This is a genomic window from Nocardioides sp. SYSU D00038, from assembly GCF_016924665.1.
Classification (GTDB): domain Bacteria; phylum Actinomycetota; class Actinomycetes; order Propionibacteriales; family Nocardioidaceae; genus Nocardioides.
On the sequence record NZ_JAFFJT010000019.1, the window covers coordinates 15,642 to 32,198 of the forward strand.

The 16,557-nt window shown below is 73.8% G+C and carries 10 protein-coding genes; 9 read left to right on the forward strand and 1 reads right to left on the reverse strand.

Annotation, left to right across the window (positions count from 1 at the left end):
- Positions 1–142 precede the first annotated feature (142 nt).
- The 7 genes from JT721_RS11675 to JT721_RS11705 all read left to right on the forward strand — a co-directional run bounded on the left by JT721_RS11675 (position 143) and on the right by JT721_RS11705 (position 11,809).
- The gene (locus JT721_RS11675) at positions 143–1,384 is read left to right on the forward strand and encodes a geranylgeranyl reductase family protein (protein ID WP_205473317.1); all 1,242 of its coding nucleotides are present in this window, start codon (positions 143–145) and stop codon (positions 1,382–1,384) included.
- Between the two features lie 1,662 nt (positions 1,385–3,046).
- A complete protein-coding gene (locus JT721_RS11680; protein WP_205473318.1) occupies positions 3,047–4,267 on the forward strand; it encodes an HNH endonuclease signature motif containing protein in 1,221 nt (406 codons plus the stop codon).
- Positions 4,268–4,400: 133 nt separating this feature from the next.
- Positions 4,401–5,306 carry an NUDIX hydrolase gene (locus JT721_RS21750; protein WP_205473319.1) on the forward strand — a complete coding sequence of 302 codons (906 nt, stop codon included), beginning with the start codon at positions 4,401–4,403 and terminating at the stop codon, positions 5,304–5,306.
- A 160-nt stretch (positions 5,307–5,466) separates the two neighbouring features.
- Entirely contained in the window at positions 5,467–6,729 is a 1,263-nt protein-coding gene (locus JT721_RS11690) for a hydroxyacid-oxoacid transhydrogenase (RefSeq protein ID WP_205473320.1), read from the forward strand.
- Position 6,730: 1 nt separating this feature from the next.
- Positions 6,731–9,550: an FAD-binding and (Fe-S)-binding domain-containing protein gene (locus tag JT721_RS11695; protein WP_205473321.1), complete on the forward strand. Its 2,820-nt coding sequence runs from the start codon at positions 6,731–6,733 to the stop codon at positions 9,548–9,550.
- 79 nt (positions 9,551–9,629) lie between these two features.
- Complete coding sequence (locus JT721_RS11700; protein WP_307828009.1) at positions 9,630–10,838, forward strand: SAM-dependent methyltransferase; 1,209 nt, start codon at positions 9,630–9,632, stop codon at positions 10,836–10,838.
- Positions 10,838–11,809: a hypothetical protein gene (locus JT721_RS11705; RefSeq protein ID WP_205473322.1), complete on the forward strand. Its 972-nt coding sequence runs from the start codon at positions 10,838–10,840 to the stop codon at positions 11,807–11,809. The genes JT721_RS11700 and JT721_RS11705 overlap by 1 nt, the downstream gene beginning before the upstream one ends.
- Positions 11,810–11,935: 126 nt before the next feature.
- On the opposite strand, the gene JT721_RS11710 is transcribed toward JT721_RS11705, so the two are convergent.
- The gene (locus JT721_RS11710) at positions 11,936–13,756 is read right to left on the reverse strand and encodes a cell wall metabolism sensor histidine kinase WalK (RefSeq protein WP_205473323.1); all 1,821 of its coding nucleotides are present in this window, start codon (positions 13,754–13,756) and stop codon (positions 11,936–11,938) included.
- A 99-nt stretch (positions 13,757–13,855) separates the two neighbouring features.
- Here JT721_RS11710 and purF point away from each other — a divergent pair, with 99 nt between their 5' ends.
- Positions 13,856–15,409, forward strand: a complete 1,554-nt coding sequence (gene purF / locus JT721_RS11715; RefSeq protein WP_307828010.1) for an amidophosphoribosyltransferase — start codon at positions 13,856–13,858, stop codon at positions 15,407–15,409.
- Between the two features lie 26 nt (positions 15,410–15,435).
- The gene (gene purM / locus JT721_RS11720) at positions 15,436–16,515 is read left to right on the forward strand and encodes a phosphoribosylformylglycinamidine cyclo-ligase (RefSeq protein ID WP_205473325.1); all 1,080 of its coding nucleotides are present in this window, start codon (positions 15,436–15,438) and stop codon (positions 16,513–16,515) included.
- Positions 16,516–16,557: the final 42 nt, after the last annotated feature.

Here is a 16,557-nt window from a genome sequence, read left to right on the forward strand (position 1 = left end):
CCGTTCCGACCGTGGGCCGCTGCGCGGCCATCGAGCCATCATCGTGCCTCACCCGGCCCGGGGTTCAGGGTCGGATGGCCCGAGAGACCGGGACGCGGGCGGCGATGTAGGCGCGCTCGGGTGGCCTTGCGACAATGGCGGGGTGAGCGTGCCCACCTCCACCGACGTGCTGGTCGTCGGCGCCGGCCCGGCCGGCTCCGCGGCCGCGGCCTGGGCCGCGCGCGGCGGGGCCGACGTGGTGCTCGCTGACGCCGCGGTCTTCCCCCGCGACAAGACCTGCGGCGACGGGCTCACCCCGCGCGCGATCGGCGAGCTGTCGCGGCTCGGGCTCGAGGACTGGCTGCGCGCCCGGGCCGTCAACCGGGGCCTGCGCGCCCACGGCTTCGGCCAGACCCTGCTGCTCCCGTGGCCCGGCGGCACGCTGCCCGACTGGGGCTCCGCGGTCGCCCGCACCGAGCTCGACGACCACCTGCGCACCACCGCGGTCAAGAGCGGCGCGTCGGGGGTCGACGGCGCCCGGGCGGTCGACGTACGTCGGGAGGGCGACCGGGTCGCCGCGGTGGTGTTCAAGGGCGCCGAGGGCACCTTCGAGATCGCCTGCCGCCGGCTGGTCGTCGCCGACGGCGTCCGCTCGCCGCTCGGCAAGGTGCTCGGCCGAGAGTGGCACCGCGACACCGTCTACGGCGTGGCCGGGCGCTCCTACGTCTCCTCCGCGATGGCCGACGACCCGTGGATCAGCTCCCACCTCGAGCTGCGGGGCGAGGACGGCGCCATCCTGTCCGGCTACGGCTGGATCTTCCCGCTGGGCAAGGACTCCGGCGAGGTCAACCTCGGCGTCGGCACCCTCGCCACCGCCAAGCGCCCGGCCAACATCGCGATCAAGCCGTTGATGCACTTCTACGCCGAGGCCCGCCGCGAGGAGTTCGCCCTCACCGGCGACCTGCGGATGCCGACCTCGGCGCTGCTGCCGATGGGCGGCGCCGTGAGCAACGTCGCCGGACCCAACTGGGCGCTGATCGGCGACGCCGCCGGCTGCGTGAACCCCCTCAACGGCGAGGGCATCGACTACGGCCTCGAGACCGGCCGGCTGGTCGCCGAGATGATCGCCGACGGCGACGACCTCGCCACCGCCTGGCCCGCCCTGCTCCGCGACCACTACGGCGAGGCCTTCTCGATCGCCCGCCGCCTCGCCGGCCTGGTCACCGTCCCCCGCCTCCTCCCCGCCCTCGGCCCCGCCGGCATGCGCTCGGACTGGCTGATGACCCTCGCGCTGCGCTGGATGGGCAACCTGGTCACCGACGACGACCGTGACCGCGCCGCCCGGGTCTGGCGCTGGGCCGGCCGCCGCTCGCTCGCCCGCGACGCCCGGCCGCCGTTCTCCTGAGGGGTCTCGCTGCCCCTGGTTGAGGTCCGAGGAGCGTCAGCGACGAGCCTCGAGACCCGGTGAGCCGAACGCCCTCCCTCGCTCGGGAACCGGGTCACTCCGGTGGTGACTCGGGGACGCCCGCGCGCCTCGCTCGTCGGCGCGGTTGGCGCTGGTTGAGGTGCGAGGAGCGCTAGCGACGAGCCTCGAAACCCGGTGAGTGCGAACGCCCTCCCCTCGCTCGGGCGTTGGGCCACTCCCGTGGTGACTCGGGGCGCCCGCGCGGCTAGCAGGCCGACGCTCGCCGTCAAGAATTCCCTGCGGCGCCTTCGGCGTCCTTGACCGCGAGCCTCGGTCTGCCTGCTGTACGGCGCACTGCCGGCACTTGCAAGCTGGCGCCGCCAGCAGTGCGCGGGCGCTCGTACCCACCGCTGGTTGAGGAGGGACGAAGTCCCGTCTCGAAACCCGGTGAGACGAACGCCCTCCCGCAACCACCCGGCGGGCAACCCAGGTTTCGCCGAGCCGTCGTTAATTAACGCCGGGTCGGCGCAACCCCGATGCGCATCTGGCGGTTGCGGGAGGGCATTCGGTGCGGGGGTTTCGAGACAGTCGCTAGCGCGACTTCCTCAACCACCGGGCGCTGGTTGAGGTGCGAGGAGCGCTAGCGACGAGCCTCGAAACCCGGTGAGCCGAACGCCCTTCCTTGCTCGGGATTCGGCTCACTCCCGTGGTGACTCGGGGCGCCCGCGCGCCTAGCAGGCCGACGCTCGCCGTCAAGGATTCCCTGCGGCGCCTTCGGCGTCCTTGACCGCGAGCCTCGGTCGACCAGGTACGACGGCGCACTGCCGGCACTCGCAAGCTCGCGCCGCCAGCACTGCGCGGGCTTCGTGGACCGCTGGTTGAGGAAGGACGAAGTCCTGTCTCGAAGCCCGGTGAGCCGGCAGCCCTCCGGCAACCCTCCGGCGGGCAACCCAGGTTTCGCCGAGCCGGCGGTAGTTGACGACGGCTCGGCGATACCCGAGTCCGCATCCGTGGGGGCGGCAGGGTGTTCGGCCTGCGGGGGTTTCGAGACAGTCGCTAGCGCGACTTCCTCAACCACCGGCAGCAGCGCCCGGCGCTGGTTGAGGTGTGAGGAGCGCTAGCGACGAGCCTCGAAACCCGGCGAGCCAAACGCCCTCCCTGGCTCGGGACTCGGGTCACTCCCGTGGTGACTCGGGGCGCCCGCGCGGCTAGCAGGCCGACGCTCGCTGTCAAGGATTCCCTGCGGCGCCTTCGGCGTCCTTGACTGCGAGCCTCGGTCGGCCTGCTGGTACGGCGCACTGCCGGCACTCGCAAGCTCGCGCCGCCAGCCTGCGCGGGCGCTCGCTCGTACCCACCGCTGGTTGAGGAAGGCGTGCAACGCCTGTCTCGAAACCCGGTGAGCCGAACGTCCTCCCGCAACCACCCGCGGGCAACCCAGGTTTCGCCGAGCCGTCGTCAATTGACGACGGGTCGGCGATACCCGAGTCCGCATCCGTGGGGGACGGAGGGCGGTCGGCCGGCGGGGGTTTCGAGACAGTCGCTAGCGCGACTTCCTCGACCACCGGCGAGCAAGGTAACGATCGGGTCACAACCCCGAATCCCGTTGTGGGCAACGCGGAAACCAGGCCGGGGACTGTCGGTGGTCGGTGCTTGGGTAGAGGCATGACAGCGAAGGTCACACCCCACGGACGGCACCGCATCTCGCGTGCCGTCGCGGAGGTGCGCGCCACGCTGGGCGCGGTCGGGGAGCTGCCGCTGTGGAGCATGCAGGCACCTGAGGCCGCCGAGACCCTCACCGAGATCGCCAAGCTCGAGTCCCAGGTGGCGGCGCTGAAGCTGAGGGTCGCCAGGCACGCCCAGACCCAGAAGGTCGAAGCCGCCTCCGGCGCCACCAGCACCGCGGCGTGGCTCGCGGTCGCCACCCGCGCGACCCGCCGCGAGACCGCCAGGACGATGCGGCTGGCAGAACAGCTCGACACCATGCCTACCGTCGCGCAAGCGCTTGGACGCGGTGAGCTGCTGCTGGAGCAGGCCGAGGTCATCGCCCGCGCGATCGACAAGCTCCCCGACGACACCGACCCGCAGATCCGCGAGCAGGCACAGGTCAAGCTCGTCGAGCTGGCCCAGCAGCACGACGCCAAGGACCTGATCGTCCTCGGCAACCGGATCCTTGACATCGTCTGCCCCGAGGTCGGCGAAGCGGCCGAAGCAGCCGCGCTGGCCAGGGAGGAGCGCGAGGCCGAGAAGGCCTGCAAGCTCACCATGCTCGACGACGGCGAGGGCCGAACCCACGGCCGGTTCGTGATCCCGACGATGCACGCCGAAGCTTTGAAGAAGGCGCTGTTCGCCCACGCGGCGCTGACCCACGAGAAGGTGACCTCGCAGTCGCTGGGGCAGGCGTTCTGCGACTACATCCTCCGCTACCCCGCAGACGCCCTGCCGCAGCGCGGGGGCGTGAACGCCACCGTCGTCGTGACCATCCCGCTGGCGGTGCTGGAAGGCCGGCTCGCCGCCTGCGAGCTCGACACCGGCACCCGGATCAGCCCCGGCGCCGCCCGCAGGCTTGCCTGCGAAGCCGGACTCATCCCCGCCGTCCTCGATGCGCGGTCCCAGGTCCTCGACCTCGGCCGCACCCGACGACTGTTCACCACCCCGCAGCGCATCGCGCTCGGCCTGCAGCAGAAGACCTGCCGCAGCGAGGGTTGCGACCGGCCAGCGTCGACCTGCGAGGCCCACCACAAGACCCGCTGGACCGACGGCGGCAGGACCGACCTCCGCGACGGCGTCCTCCTCTGCCCCTCACACCACCAACGCGCCCACGACCCGACGTACCGGACGACCTACCTGCCCACCGGCACGGTCCGGTTCCACAGACGCACGTGAGGGACCGACCGCTGCTTGAGGAAGGACGAAGTCCTTCACTCGTGACCCCGGTGAGACGAAAGCCCTCCGCAACCACCGCGGAGACAACAAGCGCCGGGTCGGCGATGGAGGAGCAGACGCATAGGGTCGGGGAGTGGCTCAGGGAAGCGGGAGGAGCGGCCGTGGGGGCCGCCGGACGCAGCGGGTGGCGGCGTACGCCGTCATCGTCCGCGGCGACCGCATCCTGCTGAGCCGGCTGGCCGAGCGGCTGACCCCTGACGAGCTGTGGACGCTGCCGGGCGGCGGCATCGAGCACGGCGAGGATCCCCGTGACGCGGTGGTGCGCGAGGTGCACGAGGAGACCGGGCTCGACGTCGAGGTGGGCGACGAGGTGCGGGTCTTCTCGAGCCACCAGCCGTCGGCCTGGCGGGGTGGGCGGAGGGTCGACGCGTGGTCGGTGCGGATCGTGTACGACGGGTGGGTCGCGCCGGACGCGCCGGCGCCGGAGGTGCAGGAGGTCGACGGGTCGACCATGGAGGCGGCGTGGAAGCCGCTCGCCGACGTCCTCGACGGGACCGTGCCGACGGTGGCGCTCGTGGGCGAGGCGCTGGCGGTGCACCGTCCGGCCCGGCTGCAGCGGGTCTCCGCCCACGCGCTGGTGGTCGACGGCGACCGGGTGCTGCTGGTGCGCCATTCGGTGCGGGGCCCCCACCCCGGCACCTGGAGCCTGCCCGGAGGCGGCATCGAGCACGGCGAGTCGCCGCGCGCTGCCGCGGCCCGCGAGGTGGCGGAGGAGACCGGGCTGGTCGCCGAGGTCGGCGAGGTGCTCGACGTCGCCGACGCCCACTTCGAGGGCACCGCGCCGTCGGGTCGCCACGAGGACTTCCACGCCGTCCAGCTCGTCTTCGCCGCGGCCGTCCCGCCCGGCAGCGAGCCCCGGGTCGCCGAGATCGACGGCACGACCGACGCGGTGGCCTGGGTGCCGCTGGCCGAGGTGGGCTCCGAGCGCTACCCGGTGCGCGAGCTGGTCACCGTCGCCCTGGCCCGACGCATGCGCTGAGACCGCCGCGCGCGGCGTACTTCTCGGCCAGAACTACGACTGGTCGGCCAGAACTCCGGCCGAGAAGTCAGGGTTTCCCCGGTTCACCGGGGAAACCACCCCCCGCCCTGTGCGCCGCGCCCACTGACGACCCCAGCACCCCCGCACTAGGGTCGGCGGGGTGAGCGAGACCGTCTTCACCTACGCCGCGCCCGCCCTCAAGTTCGGCCGGGGGGCCGCCGACGAGGTGGGCCACGACCTGCAGGGCTGGGGGGTGAGGCGGGTGCTGGTGGTGACCGACCCAGGGGTCGCGGCGACCGGCAGCCCGCAGCGGGTCGCCGACCAGCTCACGGCCCGCGGCCTCGAGGTGACGACGTACGACGGCGTGCGGGTCGAGCCCACCGACGCCTCGATGGCCGAGGCGATCGAGTTCGCGCGGGCGGCGGGGCCGTTCGACGCGGTCGTCGCGATCGGGGGCGGGTCGAGCATCGACACCGCCAAGGCCGTCGACCTCCTGCTCACCAACCCCGGCGAGCTCATGGACTACGTCAACGCACCCGTCGGCCGGGCGCTCGACCCGGTCGAACCGCTGCTGCCGCTGGTCGCGATCCCCACCACCACCGGCACCGGCAGCGAGAGCACCACCATCTGCGTGCTCGACGTGCTCTCCCTGCACGTCAAGACCGGCATCTCCCACCCCGCGCTCCGGCCCCGGCTGGCGGTGGTCGACCCGTCGCTGACCGCCACCCAGCCGCCGATGGTCACCGCCGCGGCCGGGATGGACATCCTCTGCCACGCACTGGAGAGCTACACCGCCAAGTGGTACGGCGACTTCGACGCCAAGCGGCCCGAGCAGCGGGTGCCGTACTGCGGCGCCAACCCGATCTCCGACCTCTGGTCGGAGCGGGCGATGGGACTGCTCGCCGGCTCGTTCCGGCGCGCGGTCCGCGACGGCTCCGACGAGGTGGCCCGCGACGAGATGGCGCTCGCGGCGACGTTCGCCGGCCTCGGCTTCGGCAACGCCGGGGTGCACATCCCCCACGCCAACGCCTACCCGATCGCCGGTCGGGTGCGCGACTTCCGGCCCGAGGGCTACCCCGACGGCGAGCCGATCGTCCCCCACGGCATGGCGGTGTCGCTGACCGCCCCGGAGGCGTTCCGGTTCACCTTCGAGGCCGACCCCGCCCGCCACGTGCGCGCCGCCCGGCTGCTCGACCCCGACGCGACCGGCGACGGGCCCGACCTGCTGCCCGGGGTGCTCACCGCGCTCATGCAGGACGTCGGCATCCCCAACGGCCTGGCCGCGGTCGGCTTCGGTGACGCCGACGTCGACGCCCTGGTCGCGGGCGCGGTGCAGCAGCAGCGCCTGCTGGCGACCGCGCCGAGGAGTCCCACGGACGAGGACCTCGCGTCGGTGTTCCGGGGGTCGATGGAACACTGGTGACGTGACGTCACCGGCTGCCGCGACCGCTCCCGAGGTCGTCGCGGAGCTGCGGCGCCGGGGCTTGGCGGACGTCGACGACTCGGCCCTCGCCCGGGCGCTCTACAGCTCCGATGCCTCCCTCTACCGGGTGGTGCCGCAGGTCGTGGTGCGTCCCCGGGCCACCGACGAGATCCTCGCGGTCCTCGACGCCGCCCGCGCCACCGGCGTGCCCGTCACCATGCGGGGCGCCGGTACCTCCATCGCCGGCAACGCCGTCGGGCCGGGCATCGTCGTCGACACCGTGCGCCACCTGCGCGACGTGCTCGAGGTCGACCCCGACGCGCGCACCGCCCGGGTGCAGCCCGGCGTCGTGCACGCCGACCTCCAGCGCGCCGCCGCGCCCCACGGGCTGCGGTTCGGGCCGGACCCCTCGACCCACCCGCGCTGCACGATTGGCGGGATGATCGGCAACAACGCCTGCGGGTCGCGAGCACTGGGCTACGGCCGCACGGTCGACAACGTCGAGTCGATGCGCGTCGTCTTCGGCACCGGCGAGGTCGCCGAGCTCGGGCCGGGTGCCGCAGGCGGCGCAGCCGCGACCGCCCTCACCGGCCTCGTCGACGACCACCTCGGCCACGTGCGCACCCACTTCGGCCGGTTCACCCGCCAGGTCAGCGGCTACTCCCTCGAGCACCTGCTGCCCGAGCACGGCCGCCGCGTCGACCGGTTCCTGGTCGGCTCCGAGGGCACCCTCGGGCTGGTGCTCGACGCGACCGTCCGGCTGGTCGTCGACGAGGACGACCGACTGCTGCTGGTGCTCGGCTACCCCTCGATGCCCGAGGCGGCCGACGCCGTGCCGGCGCTGCTCGCCGCGGCCCCCGGTCGGCTGATCGCGTGCGAGGGGCTGGACGCGCGCATCGTCGACCTGGTCCGCGCCAAGGGCGGCGCCGTGCCCGAGCTGCCGCCGGGCGCCGGCTGGCTCTTCGTCGAGGTGGCCGGCGCCGACGCCGCCTCGCTCGCCACCACCCTCACCGCCGCCGCAGGCGCCCTCGGCCACCGCGTCGTCGCCGCCCCCGCCGAGGCGGCTGCGCTCTGGCGGATCCGCGAGGACGGCGCCGGGCTCGCCGCGCGCAGCCTCACCCGGCCGGCGTTCTCGGGCTGGGAGGACGCCGCCGTGCCGCCCGAGCACCTCGGTGCCTGGCTGCGCGACTTCGACGAGCTGCTCAAGGCCCACGACCTCGACGGGGTGCCCTACGGACACTTCGGTGACGGCTGCGTGCACGTGCGCATCGACTTCCCGTTCGCCCCCGGCGACGACCGCGGGCCGCAGGTCTTCCGCGACTTCCTCACCGCCGGCGCGATGGGGCTGCAGAAGTACGGCGGCTCGCTGTCGGGCGAGCACGGCGACGGCCGGGCCCGCTCCGAGCTGCTCCCGCTGATGTACGACGAGGAGTCGATCCGGCTCTTCGCCGCGGCCAAGGCGGTGTGCGACCCCGACGGGCTGCTCAACCCCGGCAACATCGTCGACCCCGACCCACTCGACGCCGCGCTGCGGCCGGTGCGGCCGCGCCGACCGGTGCGCGCGGCCCTCGAGCTCGTGCACGACGGCGGCACCTTCGGCAACGCCGTCCACCGCTGCACCGGCGTCGGCAAGTGCGTGGCGCCCCGCACCGGCGGCGTGATGTGCCCGTCCTACCTGGCGACCCACGAGGAGAAGGACTCGACCCGCGGCCGGGCCCGGGTGCTCCAGGAGGCGCTCGACGGCTCGCTCGTGCAGGGGCTGGGCGACCCGGCCGTCGCCGAGGCGCTCGACCTCTGCCTGGCCTGCAAGGGCTGCGCGTCCGACTGCCCGACCGGGGTCGACATGGCGACGTACAAGGCCGAGGCGCTCCACCAGCGCTACGACGGTCCCGACACCACCGAGCGGCGCCCGCTCAGCCACCGCCTGCTCGGCCAGCTGCCGAAGTGGGCCCGCCTGACCGCGCCCGTCGCGCCGTTCGCCAACGCCACCCTGCGGGTCAAGCCGCTGGCGTCGGCCGCCCGCGCGCTCGCCGGCATCGACCAGCGCCGCTCGCTGCCCCGCTTCGCCACCCGCACCCTGCGCCGCTCGGCGACGACCGCCCGGCTGCGCGACGACGTCACCCCCGACGTCTGGATCTGGGCCGACTCGTTCACCGACCACTTCCTGCCCCAGAGCGGGCACGCCGCCGTCCGGTTCCTCGAGGCGCAGGGCCTCACCGTGCGGGTGATCAAGGAGCGCGCCTGCTGCGGCCTGACCTGGGTCACCACCGGCCAGCTCGACCGCGCCCGCCGGATCGTCGGCAGCACGGTCGAGACCCTCGCCGCGTACGTCGACAGCGGCGTGCCGGTCGTCGGCCTCGAGCCGTCGTGCCTGGCCACCCTGCGCAGCGACGCGGTCGAGCTCACCAGCGACGAGCGCGCGGTGCGGGTCGCCGAGGGGGTGCTGAGCTTCGCCGAGCTCGTCACCCGCCTCGACCTGCCGCTGCCGGACCTCACCGGCGTCGAGGTCGTCGCCCAGCCGCACTGCCACCAGCACGCCATCATCGGCTGGGCCGCCGACCAGGCGCTGCTCACCCGGGCCGGCGCCACCGTGACCAAGGTCGCGGGCTGCTGCGGCCTGGCCGGCAACTTCGGCATGGAGAAGGGCCACTACGAGGTCTCGGTCGCCGTGGCCGAGACCCACCTGCTGCCCGCCCTGCGCGCCCAGCCGGACGCCGTCGTGCTGGCCGACGGCATGTCGTGCCGGGTGCAGCTCGACGACCTCGCGGGGACGCCCACGATGCACCTGGCCGAGCTGCTCGCTTCTAGACTCGAGCGGTGAACCCGCGCCACCGCCGACTCGTGATCAGCCTCGCCCTGCTGGCGCTGCTCGTGGTGGTGGTCGTCGCGGCGGTGGTCCCGTGAGCGAGCCGCTGCTGCGCGGGCTGGCGATGATGCGGGCCCACCTGCTCGACCCCGACCAGCTCGTGCGCGCCGTCGGCTCGGGCCGGCGCAAGGGCATGCAGCCCCGCTGGCGGCGGGTCGAGCTGCGCTACGTCGACCTCAAGGCCGGCCGCCACCTCCAGGTCACCGCCTACGACGAGACCCAGGCCCACACCGCCAACCACCTCGTCGGCGAGCCCGCCCGCGAGGCCGTCGACGCGCTGCTCGACGAGCCGTTCGGCAACTGGCACGTCGACACCACGACGCAGGCCCACCAGCTGCGGGTCACCAAGAAGCACGAGGCGGTCGTCCACTCCGCCGACCGCGCCGAGCCGCTCGCCGCCGACCGCGGCCACGACCGCGACAAGGAGCGGCTGCTCGCCGAGGACGACCCGGTCTTCCGCGCCCTCGGCCTCACCGACGCCCGGGGCCGGCTCAAGCCGAGCCGCCAGTCGAAGTACCGCCAGGTCGAGGAGTTCCTGCGCCAGCTCGACGCGGCGATCACCGACGCGCTCGACCGCGGCGCGCTGCGCCGGCCCACCGACGACGAGCCGCTCCGGATCGCCGACCTCGGCTGCGGCAACGCCTACCTCACCTTCGCCGCCCAGCGCTTCCTCACCGGGGTGCGCGGGCTGCCGGTCGTCGTCACCGGCGTCGACGTCAAGGAGCAGTCGCGCGAGCACAACAGCGCCGTCGCGGCCGAGCTCGGCGTCGCCGCCGAGTTCGCGGTCGGATCGATCCTCGGGGCCGAGCTCGACCCGGCCCCCGAGGTGGTGCTGGCGCTGCACGCGTGCGACACCGCCACCGACGAGGCGCTCGCCCGCGCCATCGGCTGGGACGCCCCGCTGGTGCTCGCCGCGCCGTGCTGCCACCACGACGTGGCGGCCCAGCTGCGACGCGCGGCCACGCCGGCGCCGTACGCCATGCTCACCCGCCACGGCATCCTCCGCGAGCGGCTGGCCGACACCCTCACCGACGCCCTGCGCGCCTCGCTGCTGCGCCAGCAGGGCTACCGCGTCGACGTCGTGCAGTTCGTGGAGAGCCAGCACACGCCGCGCAACACCCTGCTGCGCGCGGTGCGCACCGGTCGGCCGGTCGCCGGCGGCGGCGTCCGCAAGGAGTACGACGACCTGGTCACCACCTGGGGGATCGAGCCCCGGCTCGCCGCGCTGCTCGCGGAGGTGTGATGGCCGAGCGCTTCCTGGCCGGGGCGATGGTGGTGCCGTTCGTGCTCGCCGCCGTCGCCGCGCCCACCGAGGAGCGCGCGGTCGTCACGACGTTCACCGACCCCGCCATCGACGAGTCGAGCGGGCTGGTGGTCGAGGACGGGCTGTTCGTCACCACCAACGACTCCGGCGACGAGGGTCGGGTCTTCGCCGTCGACCCGCGCACCGGAGACACCGTCGGTGTGACCCGCTGGGCCGACGACCCCACCGACGTGGAGGCCCTGGCGCCCGCGGGTCCGGGAGAGGTCTGGGTCGCCGACGTCGGCGACAACCTCGAGCGCCGCGACGCCGTGCAGCTGGCCCGGGTGCCGGTCGGCGAGGGCGACCGCGAGGTCGACCCCACCGTCTACGACCTCGTCTACCCCGACGGCCCCCACAACGCCGAGACCCTGCTCGCCCACCCCGCCACCGGCGAGCTGCTCGTCGTCACCAAGGAGCTGTTCGGTGGCCGGGTCTTCGCCGTACCTCGGCGCCTCGACCCCGACGCCCCCAACCGGCTGGTCGAGCTGGGCGACGCGCTCGCCTGGGCCACCGACGGCGCGTTCCTGCCCGACGGGCGCCACCTGGTGCTGCGCGACTACGTCCGCGCCCGGGTCTACACCTTCCCCGGCCTGGAGGAGGTCGCCACCGTGCCGCTGCCGCCGCAGCAGCAGGGGGAGGGGCTGGCGGTCGACGACACGGGCCGGATCTTCCTCTCCTCCGAGGGCCACGAGGCGCCGGTGCTGCGCTTCCGCCTGCCGGACGACGTCCGCGCGCTGCTCGACCCGCCCCCGGCCTCCCCGGCCGCGGAGCCCGAGCCCGACCCCCTACCCGACCCCGCGCCGGTGGTCGAGGAGGAGACGCTGCGTCCCGGCTGGCCGTGGGTGGTCGCCGGACTGGTCGGCCTCGGCGCGCTGGGTGCCGTGCTGCTCGGCCGCCGTCGCCGCCGCTGATCGCCGACCCGGCGCTCGTTCACGCCGGGGATCGCCGACCCGGCGTCAATTGACGCCGGGTCGACACAGCCGGGCGTCGACAAGCGCCGGGTCGACGCAGAAGCCGCCGGCCCGGGTTCGCCGGGGTCAACCGGAGGCGGGCAGCCGCACCCGGAAGGTGCTGCCGGCGCCGAGCTCCGACTCGACCTCGATCCGGCCGCCGTGGCGCGCGACGATCCGGTCGACGATCGTCAGGCCGAGACCGGTGCCGGGCTGGGCCAGCGCCTGGGGGTTGGTGGAGCGGAAGAACTCGTCGAAGAGGCGGGTCTGGTCGGTGGGCGAGATGCCGATGCCCTCGTCGATGCAGCTCAGCACGATCTCGTCGGCCTCGCGATGCAGCGTGACCCGGATGGTCCGGCCCTCGGGGGTGTACTTCACCGCGTTGCTCACCAGGTTGTTGACCACCCGGTCGAGCTCGCCGGAGTCGCCGATCGCGACCACCGGGTCGGGCGGCGCCTCGACGACGACCGTGAGGTCGCGGCGCTGGGCGGCGACGGCGGTGAGCTCGCGGACGTCGTCGACGATGGGCCGGAGGTCGACCGGGGAGGGGATGAGCGGGTTGCCGGGGTCGCCGACCTTGGCCAGCAGGAGGAGGTCCTCGACCACGCGCACCAGACGGCGGGCGCCGCGGTCGATGGCGTCGAGCCCCTGCCGGGCGTCGGGGTCGATCTCCTCGAGGGTCTGCTCGAGGAGCTCGAGGTTGCCCTGGATGGCGGTGATCGGGGTCTTGAGCTCGTGCGAGACCGTCGCGATCAGCTGGCTCTTGTAGGAGTCGAGGGCCTGGAGCTCGCGCACCAGCTGCTGCTCCCGCTCGTAGGCGCGGGCGTTGACGATCGCGCGGCCGAGGTCGTGCCCCACGTCGAGGGCGACGTCGGTGGAGGCGCGGGTCCAGGCGGGGTCGTGGAGGCCGCGGGTCAGCACGAAGTTGCCCAGGCACTCCTGCCCCGAACCGATCGGCACGAACAGGATCGACCCGATCCCGATGCCCTCGAGGAACGACAGGATCAGGTTGGTCTCGGCCTCGGTGATCTCGGTGCCGACCCGGTGGCGGCGCGAGACGAGGTCGACCCGCTGGGCCCGCCACGCGGCACCGGCGGCCCGCTCGGCGATCGACACCAGCGCGGGCGGCACGGCGACGTCGAACCCGCCGTTGGAGTGGATGGCGCCCTGGTTGCCGGCGCCGTCCTCGCCGAAGGTCTGGATCCACATCCCCCGGGCGCGGAAGCCCCTGACCAGGGCCGGCTGGCACTCGTCGAGCAGCGTCGACAGCGTCAGCTCGGCCGAGGCGTCGCGGACGGCGTTGCGCGCCGCCCGGGCGGTCTCGAGCTGCTCGGTGAGCACCTCGCGCTCGAGCGAGACCAGGATCGCGCGACCGGTCTGCGCGGCGTACTTGTTCAGCAGCCGCCGCTGCGACTGCGAGGGGCGCAGGCCGTCGGTCGGCAGGTCGATGGCCACCAGGCCGCGCAGCGCGCCGTCCTGGTCGTGCAGCGGGGCGACCAGCATGTCGAGCGGGTGCCAGGCGTCCGGGGCGTCGATCGGCTCGACGTCGGGCACCCAGCCCCAGGTGGTCATGTCGTTGCCGAGCCGGTCGTGGGGGATGAACTTGAACATCCCCCAGTCGTCGGCGCGGGCCAGCTCGACGAGCAGGATCTCGATCTTCGAGCGGCTGCCCAGCAGCTGCTCGCGGGCCGATTCGCTGCCGGCCACCGCGACCACCTCGAACTCGTCGCCGCGCGCGATGCTGATCGCGGCGACGCCGAAGCCGACGAGCTCGGTGATGCCCTCGGCGATGAGGTGCAGCACCTCCCGGGTCTCGTCGTCGACCCACGACACGCTCGAGGTGGCGACGCCCGGGAGCGCGGCGTCCCGGGGGACGTCGACGGTGGGGCCGGGGTCGTGCTCGGGCATGCGGAACCTCGGGAGATGGTGTCTCGGGCATCCTACGTGCGGGGGAGACGGGGTCGCCGTCGTTTCATGACGCCCGTCCCGGCCCCGTACGATGGCCTCGTGCCCTACGTGAGCAGCAGTGGCAGGTCCCGGCGGCGCGGCGACGGCCGGCTCACCCACGACCTCGATCCGCAGGAGAAGGGGCCCCAGGACGCGTGCGGCGTCTTCGGCGTCTGGGCCCCGGGTGAGGACGTCGCCAAGCTGACCTACTTCGGCCTCTACGCCCTCCAGCACCGTGGCCAGGAGTCCGCCGGCATCGCGGTGAGCAACGGCCGCCAGATCCTGGTCTACAAGGACATGGGCCTGGTCTCGCAGGTCTTCGACGAGACCACCCTCGAGTCGCTCAAGGGCCACCTCGCGATCGGCCACTCCCGCTACTCGACCACCGGCGCCTCGACGTGGCAGAACGCGCAGCCGACGTTCCGCCCCACCGCAGACGGCTCGATCGCGCTCGGCCACAACGGCAACCTGATCAACACCCACGAGCTCGCCGAGATGGTCGACGCCCTGCCCGGGCCCGACGACGAGCTCGAGCTCCACACCCGGCCGCAGGAGCCGTCGACCAACGACACCAGCCTGGTCACGGCGCTGTTCGCCCACCACCCGGACACCTCGCTGGAGCAGCGGGCGCTGGAGGTGCTGCCGCTGCTGCGCGGCGCCTTCTCGTTCGTCTGGATGAACGAGGACACCCTCTACGCCGCCCGCGACCCCCAGGGCATCCGCCCCCTGGTGCTCGGACGGCTCGACCGCGGCTGGGTCGTCGCCTCCGAGGACGCCGCGCTGGCGACCATCGGTGCGAGCGTGGTCCGCGAGGTCGAGCCCGGCGAGATGATCGCCATCGACGAGCAGGGGCTGCGCTCCCACAAGTTCGCCGAGCCCGCGCGCAAGGGCTGCGTCTTCGAGTACGTCTACCTCGCCCGACCCGACGCCACCATCAGCGGCCGCAGCGTCCACCAGGCCCGGGTCGAGATGGGTCGCGAGCTGGCCCGCCAGTTCCCGGTCGAGGCCGACCTGGTGATGCCGGTGCCGGAGTCGGGCACCCCCGCCGCCGCCGGCTACGCCGAGGAGAGCGGGATCCCGTTCGGCCAGGGCTTCGTCAAGAACGCCTACGTCGGCCGCACGTTCATCCAGCCGAGCCAGACCCTGCGCCAGCTCGGCATCCGGCTCAAGCTCAATGCCCTCGAGCACATGGTGCGCGGCAAGCGGCTGGTCGTCGTCGACGACTCGATCGTGCGCGGCAACACCCAGCGCGCCCAGGTGCGGATGCTCCGCGAGGCCGGGGCGCTCGAGGTGCACGTGCGGATCTCGAGCCCGCCGGTCAAGTGGCCGTGCTTCTACGGCATCGACTTCGCGACCCGCGCCGAGCTCATCGCCAACGGCCTCGACGGCGACGAGATCGCGGCGAGCGTCGGCGCCGACAGCCTGGGCTACATCTCGCTCGAGGGCATGATCGCCGCCACCGGCCAGCCGGCGTCCTCGCTCTGCCAGGCCTGCTTCACCGGCGAGTACCCCGTCGCGCTCCCCGACGAGTCCCTGCTCGGCAAGCACCTGCTCGAGGCCACGCTGTCCTCGCCCACGCTGGGCAAGGCGCTCCCGGTCCTCAACAACCCGTGAGCACCCACCACCCCGAGAGGCCGGACGTGACCGCAGCACCCGAGCCCGGCAACGCCTACGCCCGCGCCGGCGTCGACATCGAGGCCGCCGACAAGGCCATCGAGCTGATGAAGGTGTGGGTCGACAAGGCCCGACGCCCGGAGATGATCGGCGGCCTGGGCGGCTTCGCGGGGCTCTTCGACGCCTCCGCGCTCACCCGCTACCAGCGGCCGCTGCTCGCCACGTCCACCGACGGCGTCGGCACCAAGGTCGCGATCGCCCAGGCGATGGACGTCCACGACACCATCGGCTTCGACCTGGTCGGCATGGTCGTCGACGACCTCGTGGTCTGCGGCGCCGAGCCGCTGTTCATGACCGACTACATCGCCACCGGCCGCGTCGTCCCCGAGCGGATCGCCGCGATCGTCAAGGGCATCGCCGAGGCCTGCGTGGCCGCCGGCTGCGCGCTGGTGGGTGGCGAGACCGCCGAGCACCCCGGCCTCCTCGACCCCGACGAGTACGACGTCGCGGGCGCCGCGACCGGCGTCGTCGAGGCCGACCGGCTGCTGGGGCCGGGCCGGGTCCGGCCGGGCGACGTCGTGCTGGCGATGGCCTCGAGCGGGCTGCACTCCAACGGCTACTCGCTGGTGCGCCACGTACTCCTCGAGCAGGCCGGCTGGGCGCTCGACCGCGACGTCCCCGAGCTCGGCCGCACCCTCGGCGAGGAGCTGCTCGAGCCCACCCGGATCTACACCCGGGCCTGCCTGGCGCTGGCCGAGCGCACCGAGGTGCACGCGCTGTGCCACGTCACCGGTGGCGGCCTGGCCGGCAACCTCGAGCGGGTGCTGCCCGTCGAGCTGACCGCCACCCTCGACCGCTCGTCGTGGACCCCCGCACCGGTCTTCGACCTGGTCCGCCGGGTCGGCGAGGTCTCCCAGCCCGACCTCGAGATGACCCTCAACTGCGGCGTGGGCATGGTGGCACTGCTGCCGCCCGGCGAGGTCGACGCCGCCGTCGCGCTGCTGGCCGAGCACGACGTCGCCGCGTGGCCCGCGGGACAGGTCGCCGTGGCCGGCAGCGACACCGCCGGCCGGGCGGTGCTGACCGGCCAGCACCCCGGTTGGTGACCGGTCGCCCGCACTTTCCTGCGACTTCGGTCACCGCGGGGC

Excerpts from the sequence above, each read along its gene's own strand:
- JT721_RS11680 (WP_205473318.1), top strand. The coding sequence starts at position 3,047 with ATGACAGCGAAGGTCACACCCCACGGACGGCACCGCATCTCGCGTGCC.
- JT721_RS11705 (WP_205473322.1), top strand. The coding sequence starts at position 10,838 with ATGGCCGAGCGCTTCCTGGCCGGGGCGATGGTGGTGCCGTTCGTGCTC.
- JT721_RS11710 (WP_205473323.1), bottom strand. The coding sequence starts at position 13,756 with ATGCCCGAGCACGACCCCGGCCCCACCGTCGACGTCCCCCGGGACGCC.